The sequence below is a fragment of the Nakamurella sp. genome, from assembly GCF_044224575.1.
In the GTDB taxonomy this organism is placed as follows: Bacteria; Actinomycetota; Actinomycetes; order Mycobacteriales; family Nakamurellaceae; genus Nakamurella.
This window is the reverse complement of the sequence record NZ_JBGAKE010000020.1, coordinates 11604-24918: the sequence shown is the minus strand read 5'-3', so window position 1 is coordinate 24918 and position 13315 is coordinate 11604. Positions and strand designations below refer to the sequence as shown.

General features: G+C 69.7%; 8 protein-coding genes. 3 read left to right on the top strand and 5 right to left on the bottom strand.

The annotated features are described in order from the left end of the window. Positions 1–299: 299 nt before the first annotated feature. The 4 genes from ACILSK_RS19260 to ACILSK_RS19245 all read right to left on the bottom strand — a co-directional run bounded on the left by ACILSK_RS19260 (position 300) and on the right by ACILSK_RS19245 (position 7210). Positions 300–2516, bottom strand: coding sequence for an MMPL family transporter (locus ACILSK_RS19260; RefSeq protein WP_395728800.1), 2217 nt, complete (start codon positions 2514–2516; stop codon positions 300–302). A 54-nt stretch (positions 2517–2570) separates the two neighbouring features. Then, on the bottom strand, positions 2571–4538 hold the full coding sequence (locus ACILSK_RS19255; RefSeq protein ID WP_395728799.1) for an amino acid transporter: 1968 nt from the start codon (positions 4536–4538) through the stop codon (positions 2571–2573). A gap of 1 nt (position 4539) precedes the next feature. Further along, positions 4540–5643, bottom strand: coding sequence for a class II fructose-bisphosphatase (glpX, locus tag ACILSK_RS19250; RefSeq protein ID WP_395728798.1), 1104 nt, complete (start codon positions 5641–5643; stop codon positions 4540–4542). Positions 5644–5812: 169 nt separating this feature from the next. Then, positions 5813–7210 (bottom strand): alanine--tRNA ligase-related protein, encoded by a 1398-nt coding sequence (locus ACILSK_RS19245; protein ID WP_395728797.1) that lies wholly within the window; start codon positions 7208–7210, stop codon positions 5813–5815. A gap of 184 nt (positions 7211–7394) precedes the next feature. Between ACILSK_RS19245 and ACILSK_RS19240 the strand changes: the two genes are divergently transcribed. Next, entirely contained in the window at positions 7395–8303 is a 909-nt protein-coding gene (locus ACILSK_RS19240; protein WP_395728796.1) for a hypothetical protein, read from the top strand. An 18-nt stretch (positions 8304–8321) separates the two neighbouring features. Here ACILSK_RS19240 and ACILSK_RS19235 read toward each other — a convergent pair whose 3' ends face one another. Then, entirely contained in the window at positions 8322–9035 is a 714-nt protein-coding gene (locus tag ACILSK_RS19235) for a Clp protease N-terminal domain-containing protein (RefSeq protein WP_395728795.1), read from the bottom strand. A 228-nt stretch (positions 9036–9263) separates the two neighbouring features. Between ACILSK_RS19235 and ACILSK_RS19230 the strand changes: the two genes are divergently transcribed. Together ACILSK_RS19230 and scpA are read left to right on the top strand one after the other, a co-directional pair. After that, the gene (locus ACILSK_RS19230) at positions 9264–11066 is read left to right on the top strand and encodes a methylmalonyl-CoA mutase family protein (protein ID WP_395728794.1); all 1803 of its coding nucleotides are present in this window, start codon (positions 9264–9266) and stop codon (positions 11064–11066) included. After that, on the top strand, positions 11063–13225 hold the full coding sequence (scpA, locus tag ACILSK_RS19225) for a methylmalonyl-CoA mutase (protein WP_395728793.1): 2163 nt from the start codon (positions 11063–11065) through the stop codon (positions 13223–13225). Before ACILSK_RS19230 ends, scpA begins: the two co-directional genes overlap by 4 nt. Positions 13226–13315 lie beyond the last annotated feature (90 nt).

Here is a 13315-nt window from a genome sequence, read left to right as displayed (position 1 = left end):
ACGAACGTTGGGCGCCGCGCACGGGCGATGGCGAACTTCATGGTGGCACGGGCCGGCCGCAGACCGGGTCGGCCGATCGTCGTGCTGGAAGGTGGGACGCGCGACCGGCGCTACGGTCCCCCCGACGGCGCGATCCCTTGCGGCACCGTACTGTGTTTGGCCGGGAATCTCACCCGCCGGCGGCGACGGTGGGGAAGTCGCGCCTGATCACGGGCCGACGATCGGGCGGCCGACGAGACCGAGGTCACGCCGGCCGCCGGGGCCGACGGGGTGTCGCCGCCGGCGGGCCCTGGACTGGGTCAGTGCCGCAGGCCCAGCCGATCGTGCAGCCGACGCAACGGCGCCGGCGCCCACCAGTTCCACTCACCGAGCAGCGTCATGGTGGCCGGCACGAGCAGGCAGCGGACCAGCGTGGCGTCGATGGTGACGGCGACGGCCAGCGCGATGCCGGTCTCCTTGATCACCAACAGATCGCCGAGGGCGAACCCGGAGAACACGAGCACCACGATCAGCGCGGCCGAGGTGATGATGCGGCCGGACCGCTGCAGGCCGATCACCACCGCCTCGTTGTTCGTCATGCCCTTGTCCTTGAATTCCTTGATCCGGGACAGCAGGAACATCTCGTAGTCCATGGCCAGCCCGAACCCCAGCGCCACCACCAGGATCGGGATGATCGCCTCGATGCCGCCGACCGAGGAGAAGTTGAGGACCGACTCGAACCGGCCGTCCTGGAAGATCAGCACGAGGACGCCCAGCGACGCCCCCAGCGAGACCACATTGATCAGCAACGCCTTGATCGGCACCAGGATCGACCCGGTGAGCAGGAACAGCAGCACGAACGTGGCGAGCATGACGATGGCGATGGCGTACGGCACCCGTTGGCCGATCGCGTGCGTGAAATCCATCAGGTGTGCGGTCTGCCCGGTGACCCAGGTCCGGAAGGGGGTTCGGGTCTCCCGGACCTGGGTGACCACGTCCTTCGCCTCGGCGCTGCCGACGTCGGGATTGGTCATGAAAACGCTGAAGACGGCGTACTCGTCGCCGACCGGCCGCGGCGGCGACACCAGCTCGACGCCCGCCATCGCGGAGACCTCGTCGGCGAGCTCGGTCATCTGCTCGGGCGACGTCTTGCCGACGACCTGGACCTGCGGCAGGCCGAACGCCGGGTACTGCTCGGCGAGGGTGTCGAAGAAGACCCGATCCGGGTGCCCGGGCGGCAGGAGCTGCTCACCGGAACTGCGCATCTCCAGCCGCAGGGCGGGTGCGGCCAGCAGCCCGAGGATCGCCAGCACCCCGATCACCACCAGCCACGGGCGTTTCTGCGTCCAGCGAGCCAGCCCGGAGAAGAAGCCGACGTCGGGGGCCACGTCGCCGAGCCGGTTGGCCACCTTCTTCAGCACCGGCACCTTGGTCATGGCGCCGGGCCGCAGCATCCGGGGGCCGGCGAGGGCGAGCAGGGCGGGCACCAGGGTCAGCGCCACCAGGAGCGCGACGACCACGACGCTGACCCCGGCCGCGCCGATCGCCCGGAAGATGTCGGCCTGGAACACCATCAGCCCGGACAAGCTGATCGCGACGGTGATCGCGGAGAACAGCACGGTCCGGCCGGCAGTGCCCATCGTCGCGACCAGCGCCTCGGTGCGGGCCGCCCGGGTCGACCGCGTGGTCAACTCGGAGAACCGTTTGCGCAGCTCCTCCCGGTAGCGGGACACGATCAGCAGGCCGTAGTCGATGCACAGGCCCAGGCCCATCACCGTCACCACGTTGACGACGCTGGCGTCCAGATCGATGAAGTAGGAGAAGGCGAGCAGGGTGGCCAGCGCACCGGCGATGGATGCGATCGCGCCCATGATCGGCATGCCGGCGGCGACGAACCCGCCGAACACCAGCACCATCACCAACAGGCTGATCGGCAGCGCGATCAGCTCCCCCTTGACCAGGTCCTTCTCCACCTGGCCGGTGATCGCGCCGAGCAGCAGGCTGCCCCCGCCGACCTGGGCGGTCGACCCGGGATACTGCGCCGTCAGCTCGTCGCCCAGGGCGGTGAGCCGGGCCTGCACCTCGTCGAGCGCGGCGTCCTGCTGCGCCTTGGGCAGGTCGGGTTCCAGGGTGACCGACACCAGGAACCCGTCGCCGTCCTTGGCGACCAGCGAGGCGGCCTGCGGATTCTGCGGGCCGCCGGGGACGGTGATGGGCTCGGCCACCGACGCCACGTGGTCGATGGCCAACAGATCCTGGTGCGCCTGGCCGACCGGCTCGACCAGGCCGGGATCCGCCGGGTCGACGCCCTGCACCAGCAGGGTCATCGACTGGCCGGTCGAGGAGTTGTCGGTGAGGATCGCCAGTCCCTCGTCGGACTCGCCGGGGACGGTCAACTGTCCAGTCGACAGGCGGGCGAAAAGTCCCTCGCCCAACGCACCGGTGGCGGCAGCGAACGACGCGACGGTGATGATCAACCAGGCCAGGACGATGAGTCCCGGATGACGGGCGATGCCCCGTCCCAACCCCTGCAGCACGTCATGATCGTGACGTACGTCGATGAAGCGCGCGTGAGCAGGGCAGGCTTGGGCTCAGCCGACGTGCACCTTGGGCCGGACGGACCGGTCCGGCTCGGCGCGGCGCAGCACCTCGCGGGTGGTCGGCGCGATCTCCCCGTCGCCGACGAACAGGAACCGCAGCAGGTTGGCGACCGGGTTGCCCTCGGTCCAGCCGAAGTAGACATTCGGCTTGACCCGGTAGTCGTCGCGCAGGTGCAGCAGCAGCGCGGCGATCGAGTTGGCGACGACCGGGCTGGACATCTCCAGCACCCGCCGCCCGTTCCGGATCGAGCCGTGCACGGCCAGCTTGGTGCTGAATTCGGAGGCGTCGGTGACGGTCACCTCGAGGAAGATCACCGGGTCCTCGGCCGGGATGTGGTTCTCGATCCGCTGCTGGCGTTCCTTGAACGCCAGCGAGTGGTGGCCCTCCGGCTCGGGGTCGTGCGCGACGAGCTGCACGTCCCGGCCGACATAGTCGGTGAAGAAGCTCGCCGCCTTGGCGTCCAGGGTGATGCTGTCGGTGCGCAACTCGAAGGCCCGTCGCGCCCGGGACCAGAAGGACACCACCATGATCGCCACGATGAACAGGGAGGCGATCCGGACGCCGTCGGGCCGTTCCACGATGTTGTCGATGGTCGTGTACACGAACACCGCGGAGATGACGCCGAAGCCGACGGCGGACCGCCGGGCCCCGCGCTGCGCGGCCGACAGGGTGACCGCCACCGACGCGGAGGTCATCAGCACCAGCACGCCGGTGGCGTACGCGCCGGATTGGGCGTCGACGTTGGCGTCGAACGCCCACGTGACGCCGAAGGCGATCGCAGCGAACACCAGGACGAGCGGCCGGACGGCCCGCGCCCACTCGGGCGCCATGCCGTAGCGGGGCAGGTAGCGGGGCACCAGGTTGAGCAGGCCGGCCATGGCCGACGCCCCGGCGAACCACAGGATCAGGATGGTCGAGGCGTCGTACACGGTGCCGAACCCGTTGCCCAGGTACTCGTGGGCCAGGTACGCCAGCGCCCGACCGTTCGCCTCCCCGCCCGGCTGGAACTGCGCCTGCGGGATCAGCAGCGTGGTGATGAAGCTGGAGGTGATCAGGAAACAGCTCATGATGACGGCGGCGGTGAGCAGCAGCCGGCGGGCACCCCTGATCCGGCCGACCGGGTTCTCCTCGGTCTCCCCGTCCTCGCCCTTGACCTGGGGCATCACCGCCACGCCGGTCTCGAAGCCGGACAGGCCAAGGGCCAGCTTGGGGAACACCAGCACCGCGATGCCGACCATCAGCCAGGGGCTGCCGTAGCTGGTGAACAGGGCCGAGGTCCAGTCCGGGATGACCTGCGGGGCGGTGATGATGTGCTCCAGCCCGACGACCACCACCACCAGGTTCAACGCCAGGTACACCCCGACCAGCACCACGGCGATGCCGATCGCCTCGGTGAAGCCGCGCAGGAACACCCCGGCCAGCAGGCCCAGCAGCAGCAGCGTGATCAGCAGGGTGTGGTTCGACCACGATTCCGGGATGAACGGGTTCTCCACCAGGTGCGCGGTCGCGTCGGCGGCCGACAGCGTCATGGTGATCAGGAAGTCGGTGGCCGCGAAGCCCAACAGGACCAGCACGAACACCTTGCCCGCCCACTTGGGCAGGTGCCGCTCCAGCATCGCGATGGAGCCCTCGCCGTGCGGGCTCTCCTTGGCCACCCGGCGGTACACCGGCAGCGCCCCGAGCAGCGTCAGCAGGATCAGCACGATCGTCGCGAACGGCGAGAGCAGCCCGGCGGCCAGCGCGGCGATGCCCGGCTGGTAGCCCAGGGTGGAAAAGTAGTCGACGCCGGTCAGGCACATGACCTTCCACCAGGAGTGCCGCTTGTGCTCCTCCTGCGGAACCTGGCCCGGGCCCTGGTGGTTGCCCTGCTTGTCGACCAGGCCTTCGAGCAGCCAGGGCCGGAACCGGCTCGGCTTCCGGGTCTGCCCGACGGGCGGGCCCGTGGCGATGCCGGTCATCTCAGCCCGCGTCCAGATCCGGGTCCGGGGCCGGCGGCAGCAGCATCGAGGTCGACAGGCGGTGCTTGGTCTCGATGGTGCGGACCGCGCCGCTGGACGAGCGCATGGACAGGCTGTGGGTGATCGCGGCGTCCCGGGAGAACCGCACCCCGCGCAGCAGGTCGCTGCCCGTCACGCCGGTGGCCACCAGGTAGGCGTTGTCGCCGCGCACCAGGTCGTCGGTGGTCATCACGCGGTCGGGCTGCAGTCCGAGGTCGCGGGCCTGCCGGGCCTCGCCCGGATTCCGCGGGGCGAGCTTGCCGTAGATCGCCCCGCCCAGGCACTTGACCGCGCAGGCGGCGATGACGCCCTCCGGTGCGCCGCCGATGCCCAGCGCCAGGTCGATCTCCGACTCATCGGTCAGCGCGAGCAACGCGCCGACCAGGTCGCCGTCCAGCAGGAACATGATCCGGGCCCCGGTGGCGCGGATTCGCCGGGCCAGCTCCTCGTGCCGGGGCCGGTCGAGCATGGCGACGGTCACGTCACGCGCATCCTCGCCGCGCGAGCGAGCGATCGCCCGGACCGTCTCCTCGATCGGGGCCGTGACGTCGACGACGTCGACCAGGTTCGGCCCGACGACCACCTTGTCCATGTAGACGCACGGCCCGGGGTCGTACATCGACCCGCGGTCCGCCAGCGCGACCACCGAGATGGCGTTCGGCAGCCCCTTGGCGGTCAACCCGGCCCCGTCGATCGGGTCGATCGCGATGTCCACCATGGGCCCCTGGCCGGCGCCGATGCGCTCGCCGGCGTAGATCATCGGCGATTCGTCCTTCTCGCCCTCACCGATGACGACGACACCGCGCATCTGGATGGTGCCCAGCACCGGACGCATCGCATCGGTGGCGGCGCCGTCCACCTCGTCCTCGTCGCCGCGGCCCAGGAACCGGGCGGAGGCGATCGCCGCCGCCTCGGTGGCCCGGACCAGCTCGAGCGCCAGGATCCGGTCGTCGTCCAGGCTGGGGATCAACGGCGTCGACGGCGCGCCGATCTCGGAGTCGAATCCGGCGTCGGTCATCCGGTCGCGGCTGGTGTCGTCCGATGGGTCGAGGTCGTCGTCGAGCATCTTCGGTCCTTCCCCACCCCAGCAGCCGTGCGCTGCGACCATGGTGGAGCCATCGTGCTCCGGTTGCACGCTCGGCGCGCCGCCGGGGTTCGCTGATCAATCCCGCGAGTACCAGCCCGAACGGGGCGGTACTCGCCGAATTGATCGGCGCGGCAGCGCGGCCGGCGGTTCAGCCGACCTTCATCCGGGTGGCGGCCTGCGACCTGGCCCGTTGCTCCGCCATCTTGTCCTCGAAGCCGGCCTGCCAGCCGTCATTGAGCGGGATGCCCTGCCGGCGGGCCTCCTCGGTGGACAGCTCGACGGGGAAGCCGAAGGTGTCGTAGAGGACGAACAGCTCGTCACCGCCGACGCCGTCCCGATAACCGCGCAGCTGCCTGATGCCCTTGTTCAGGGTCCGGCGGAACGCCTTCTCCTCCTTGACCAGCACTCCCACGACGGCCTCGGCCCGCTGCGCCACCTCCGGGTAGTCCTCGGTGTACATGCCGGAAACGGTCGGCACGATCTGCGCGAAGAAGTTCTGCTGCAGCCCCAGGTCGAACGCGTAGCGGACGGCCCGGCGGATCAACCGGCGCATCACGTAACCCTGCTCCTTGTTGCTGGGTCGCACGCCGTCGACGGCCAGGAACGTCGCGCCGCGCAGGTGGTCGGCGATCACCCGCATGGCCACGGTGTCGGTGTCGTACGAGCGGCCGGACAGCTCCTCGAGCTTGGCCACGATCGGCCACAGGAGGTTGATGCGGAAGACATCCGGGGTGTCGATGGACGCGGCGGCGATCCGGGCCAGCCCGCCACCGAAGTCGACGTTGCGTCGGGGCAGCGGGTCGAAGCCGGTCTCGGTACGCCCGTACTCCATGAAGACAGAGTTGCCGATCTCGATGTACCGGCCGCAGTCGCAGTTGGGGTGACAGTGCGCGCCGTACGCGACGTCATGCTCGATCTGCGGATAGAGATAGAACATTTCCGAGTCGGGTCCGCCGGGCTCGCCGACCGGCATATTGTCGGCGCTGCCGCCCCGGCACCACCAGTTCTTCTTGCCGTAGAACGAGATTCGCGCGCCCTGCGAGCCGACCTCGCCACCGTGTTCCTCGGTGTCCAGGTCGACCTGCTCGGCCGAGATGCCGGCCTCGGTGAACAGCCGCGTCCAGATCTTCGCCGATTCGGTGTCTTTCGGAATGCCGTGCGCGGGGTCGCCGGAGAAGCAGGTGACGTAGAGGCGCTTCGGGTCCAGTCCGACCCGAACGGTGAGGAACTCCCAGATCTGCGGGAGTTGCTCGGCCTTGAAATAGTCGCCCAGACTCCAGTTTCCGAGCATCTCGAAGAACGTGGTGTGCCGGTTGTCGCCGACCTCGTCGATGTCCTGCGCGCGCAGACAGGTCTGGCTGTCGGTCAGCCGGTGACCGGCCGGATGGTCCGCCCCCAGCAGGTACGGCAGCAGCGGCTGCATGCCGCTGCCGGTGAACAGCGTTGTCGGGTCGTCCCGCGGGATCAGCGGGGCCCGCGGGATGACCACATGCCCCCGTTCGACCATGAAGTCCAGATAGCTCTGACGGATGTCGTCGGCGTTCACCGTCGGATGATCACATGCCGCGCGGGTGTCCGCCGTGCGAGCCCGATCGGCCGAGGAGTCGCGGGTCGACCATTCGCGGTGGTCGTCCGCGCCGGCCGCTCCGGCCGCGCCGGAATCCGGACAAAGTATGTATTTGCGACGTGACTTCTGCGGTCCGAGGAGCGATCCCCCCGGAAGGAGCATCATGTCCACAACGGCAGAAAGCCTCACGAAACTGGATCGGTACCGGATCACTTACCGATACCTGCGCGCCGTCATGGTGGCAGTGCTGCTGCTGCTGGTGATTTCGGTGGCCTTCCAGGCTTGGCAGGCAACGTGCGTTCTCACGTCGATCAGCGCCTATTACTACACACCGGTCCAGGCCGTCTTCATCGGCTCCCTGTTCGCGCTCGGAGCGGCGCTGATCGCCTATCAGGGCGAGTCGGGCGAGGAGGAGGCCGTACTGAATCTCTCGGGGTTCATGGCCTTGGTGGTTGCGATCGTGCCGACCGGCGAGGACAACAACTGCGGTGCGAACGTCATTCAAAGGTCGGCGCAGGCGAACGCGGACGCGGTGCTCAACAACATCGTCTCCTTGCTTGCAGTCGGTGTGGTGGCGGGATTGGTGCTGTTGGCACTCAGATGGAAGCGCGGAGAGGTGCCCGCCCGAGCGGCCGATCGTCCGGCCACGGGATGGCGCCGATTCGTGATTCCGTCGTGCATCGTCGTGCCCGTGGCCGAACTCATGCTCTTCCTGTTCAAACGAGACGACTTCGTCGCCAAGAGTCACGGCATCGCGGCGGTCACGATGGTGATCGGTCTGGTCCTCGTGATGTGGTTCAACGCATATTCCGACCGGCGCCCGGCCTGGGATCGCAAGGGTACGAACTATCGCCTGGTCTATCGTCTGATGGCGGTCGCGATGGTGGTCGCTCTGCTGGGCACGACGGGGCTCTTCTGGGGGAGGTCCCATCTGGTACTGGCGTTGGAACTCGTGGTGATCGTGATCTTCGGTGCCTACTGGATTGTCCAGAGCGTCGAGCTTCGAGGTGCTGGCGTCACCGCGATGCCGCCGGGCGGCGACGACGATCACGTGCAGGAGGTTCGAGTCTGAGTCGGCGGCGAATCGGGCTCAGCCGGTGACAATCCCGCTCAGGACGGCCTGCACGTTGCCCTCGGCCCGCAGCTTGTCCACCCCGAGCCCGGCGAGCACCCCGTCGCCGTCCTCGAACTCCAGCAGGGCCAGCAGCAGGTGCTCGGTGCCGATGTAGTTGTGGCCCAGCCGCAGTGCCTCCCGAAAGGTCAGTTGCATGACCTTTCGGGAGCCCGCGTCGTAGGGGATCGGATCCGGCGACGGGCCCGGCCCGGACGGAAGCGATGCGAGGGCGGCGGCTCTCACTGCCTCCGGGGTGACGCCCTGGTCGGCCAGGGCTCGGGCGGCCAGGGCGGCGGGCTCGGACAGCAGGCCGAGCACCAGGTGGGCCGGCCGGACCTCGTCGTCGTCGAGGGTCCGCGCCTCGTCCTGTGCGGCCATGATCACGTTCCGAGCGCGTGGGGTGAAGGCGTCAAAACCCTGTTGCGGGTCCAGCGTGGGCGGCTTGGGCACGAATCGCTTCTGGGCGGCCTGCTTGGTCACCCCCATGCTGTGCCCGATCTGCGTCCACGACGCGCCGGAGCGGCGGGCCTGGTCGACGAAGTGACCGATCAGGTGGTCGGCCACGTTGCCCAGGTGTTCGGCGGCCAGTACCGCGTCGGAGAGCTGGTCCAGTGGCTCGTCGTGCACCGAGGTGATGGCGGAGATGAGCTCGTCGAGCCGGGGAGCCTGCGGGATGGGTGGGACTGTCATGCGTCAACCATAGGTTGACGGTCGGCAATCGTCAACCTCGGGTTGTCGCTCGGCAGCCGGGTCTTGACTGCCGACTCGCCAGAAACACAGGTTCGCAGCCCGGCGGAACCTGCACGTGTGGCGAGTCGGCGAACTCCTGGCCGGGACCGAGTGTCACCCACTGAGACCGAGTGTGATCTGTCCCGCTGAACGGAGACCCGGCCCCGAGTGCGGCCATATGATCCGCAAATGAGCGAGCTCAACGAGGAGATCCCGCTGCGACTGGCCGTTGACGACGTCACCGCGCAGCAATGGGAGCAGGCGGCCGCCGCCGTCCTGGCCCGGATGAAGCGGCCGGTCGCCGACCCGGCGCAGGTGTGGTCCGCACTGGCCCGCACGACCATCGACGGCCTGACCGTTCCCCCGCTGGGCACCGCCGAACGGTCGGCCGGGCAAGCGTTGTCGATCGCGACGCCGGGCCGGGCGCCGGCCGGCTGGGACGTCCGGGCCGCCCTGTTCGACCAGGACCCCTCGGCATCCGCGGCCGCCGCGATCACGGAGCTGGAGGGCGGGGCCACCTCGCTGTGGCTGACCGTCGGCGGACCGGGCATCGCCCCCGCCGACCTGCCGGCAGCGCTGCGTGGCGTGCACCTGAACCTGGCCCCGGTCGTGGTGAGCGCCGGCGCCGGCGTCACCGGTCTGCAGGCGGCCACGGCACTCGCCGAGGTCATCTCGGCCGCCCCGGACGGCGCCGCCGCCGGCACCGGCCTGGGCGCCGACCCGATCGGCCGGCTCGCCCGATCCGGCGATGTGCCGGATCCGGCCGACGTCGCCGACCGGATCTCCGACGTGCTCGCCCTGGCCACCGATCTCGGCGTCCGCGGCTTCGTCGCCGACGGCACCGTCGCGCACGATCGCGGCGCCGGTGACGTCGACGAACTCGCCTACACAGTGGCGGCGGGGGTGGAGTACCTGCGGGCCTTCGAGGCCGCCGGGCTCGACATCGACGGGGCCCTGGGATTGCTGGAGCTGCGGCTGGCCGTCACCGACGAGCAGTTCACCTCGATCGCCAAACTCCGTGCGGCCCGGGTGCTCTGGTCCCGGATCGGGCAGCTGTCCGGGGCGACCCCGGCCACCGCGAGCATCCACGCGGTCACCTCCCTGCCGATGACCACCCGGTACGACCCCTGGGTCAACCTGCTGCGGACAACCGTCGCCGCGTTCGCGGGTGGGGTCGGCGGCGCGGACGCGGTCACCGTGCTGCCCTTCGACATGCGGCTCGGCGTGCCGGACGCATTCGGCCGGCGGATGGCCCGCAACATCTCCGCGTTGCTGATCGAGGAGTCGCATGTCGCCGCCGTGGCCGACCCGTCGGCCGGCGCCTACGCCATCGAGATGCTGACCCACGAACTGGCCGAGGCCGCCTGGGACCGGTTCCTGACCATCGACCGGGCCGGCGGGGTACTGGCCGCGCTGGGTGACGGATCGCTGCGCGCCGGCTGGACCGACACCGCGACCCGGCGCCATGGTCAGGTCGCCACCCGCCGCCGCCCGCTCACCGGGGTCAGCGAGTTCCCGAACCCGGCCGAGACGCTGCCGGCCCGGGTGCCGTGGCCCGCGCCGCCCGAGGTGCCTTCCTGGGGTGCGGATTTCGAGGCGATGCGGGACGAGCCGCCGGCCGATCCGGTCTTCCTGGCCACCCTCGGAACGGTCGCCGAGCACTCCGCGCGCGCCGCCTTCGTCACCAACCTGCTGTCCGCCGGCGGCATCGTCGCGCGATCGGCCGGACGCACCGAGAGCGTCCATGACGTGGTCGCGTCCTATGACGGCGAGCGGGTGGTGCTGGTGGTCGGCGCCGATGCCAGGTACGCCGAGTGGGGTGCGGACGTGATCAACGGGCTGCGCGCCGCGGGCGCGACACGCATCGTCCTGGCCGGTCGTCCGGTACCCGCGGTGGCCGAGCTGATCGACGACCACATCGCGGTGGGTCAGGATGTCGTCGAGTTCCTGCGTCGAGTGCGCGACGCTCTGCTGAAGGTGGCGGCACGATGAATGTTCCGAAGAGCTTCAGCAATCACCCGCTGGTCGACTCGACCGCGGCGACGCCCGAATTGGTTGCGGGAAAGGGCTTCTGGCTCTCCCCAGAGGGTATCGAGATCAAGTCACGCTATACCGCTGACGATCTGACCGGTCGGGACGCGCTGGACACCTACCCGGGGCTGCCGCCGTTCCTGCGCGGCCCCTACCCGACGATGTACACCACCCAACCGTGGACGATCCGGCAATACGCCGGTTTCTCTACCGCGAAGGAGTCGAACGCCTTCTACCGTCGCAACCTCGCCGCCGGACAGAAGGGGCTGTCCGTCGCGTTCGACCTGGCCACCCACCGCGGCTACGACTCGGACCACCCCCGGGTCGCCGGGGACGTCGGGATGGCCGGTGTGGCCATCGATTCCATCTACGACATGCGGCAGCTGTTCGACCACATCCCGCTCGGCGACATCAGTGTGTCCATGACGATGAACGGCGCCGTGCTACCGATTCTCGCGCTGTACATCGTGGCGGCCGCCGAGCAGGGGGTGCCACCGGAGCAACTGGCCGGGACGATCCAGAACGACATCCTCAAGGAGTTCATGGTCCGCAACACCTACATCTACCCGCCGGCATCGTCGATGCGGATCATCTCCGACATCTTCACCTACACCGCGGCGAAAATGCCCAAATTCAACTCGATCTCGATCTCGGGTTACCACATGCAGGAAGCCGGGGCCACGGCCGACCTGGAGCTGGCCTACACCCTGGCCGACGGGCTCGAGTACCTGCGCACCGGCGTCGCCGCCGGCCTGGACATCGACCGCTTCGCCCCTCGGCTGTCCTTCTTCTGGGCGATCGGCATGAACTTCTTCATGGAGATCGCGAAGCTGCGGGCGGCCCGCGCGATCTGGTCCCGGCTCGTCGCCGGCCTCGGCGCGAAGAATCCGAAATCGCTCTCCCTGCGGACGCACTCGCAGACCTCCGGGTGGTCGCTGACCGCCCAGGACCCGTTCAACAACGTGGCCCGCACCTGCATCGAGGCGATGGCCGCGACCCAGGGACACACCCAGTCCCTGCACACCAACGCGCTCGACGAGGCCATCGCGCTGCCCACGGACTTCTCCGCCCGCATCGCCCGCAACACCCAGCTGCTGCTGCAGCAGGAATCGGGGACCACTGCAACCATTGATCCGTGGGCCGGCTCGTACTACGTCGAGAAGCTCACCCACGACCTGGCCGACCGGGCCTGGCAGCACATCCGCGAGGTCGAGGACGCCGGCGGGATGGCCAAGGCGATCGAGGCCGGCATCCCCAAGCTGCGCATCGAGGAGGCCGCTGCGCGCACCCAGGCCCGGATCGATGCCGGCGCCCAGGCCGTCGTCGGTGTCAACCGGTACCGGGTCGACGAGGAAGACCCCCTTGACGTGCTCAAGGTCGACAACCGGGCAGTCCGGGCGGCGCAGATCGCCCAACTGCAGGCGTTACGGGCGGAGCGGGACGAGCGGGCGGTGGCCGCCGCCCTCTCGGCCCTCACTGCGGCCGCGGGCGCCGACCCGCTGCCCGGCGACCTGGCGCACAACCTGCTCGCCCTGGCCGTCGATGCCGCGGCGGCGAAGGCCACCGTTGGTGAGATCTCCGACGCCCTGGAGAAGGTCTGGGGCCGGCACACCGCGCACATCCGTACCATCACCGGGGTGTACCGAGCCGAGGCCGGCGATTCCCCGGCGGTCGCCGAAGTTCTCGCCGCGACCGAGCAGTTCGCGCTGGACGAGGGCCGGCGCCCGCGCATCCTGGTCGCCAAGATGGGTCAGGACGGGCACGATCGCGGGCAGAAGGTCATCGTCTCAGCCTTTTCCGACCTCGGCTTCGACGTCGACGTCGGCCCGCTGTTCTCCACCCCGGCCGAGGTCGCCCAGCAGGCGGTCGACAACGACGTGCACGTGGTCGGGGTCAACTCGCTGGCCGCCGGGCACCTCACGCTGGTGCCGGCGCTGCGCGACGCGCTGGCCGAACTCGGCCGGCCGGACATCATGATCGTCGTCGGCGGGGTGATCCCGCCCGGCGACGTGCCGACTCTGCGCGAGATGGGCGCGGCGGCGGTCTTCGGCCCGGGCACCGTGATCGCCGAGGCGGCGCTCGACCTGCTCGGCCAGCTCTCGGCGTCGCTGGCGCACTGAGCGCGTCGGGAACCTCGTCAGATCCCAGCGCGCCGCAGCGATGTCACGGTCGGGACGGCAGGGCCGGTCGGGACGAAAACCACTCGACCG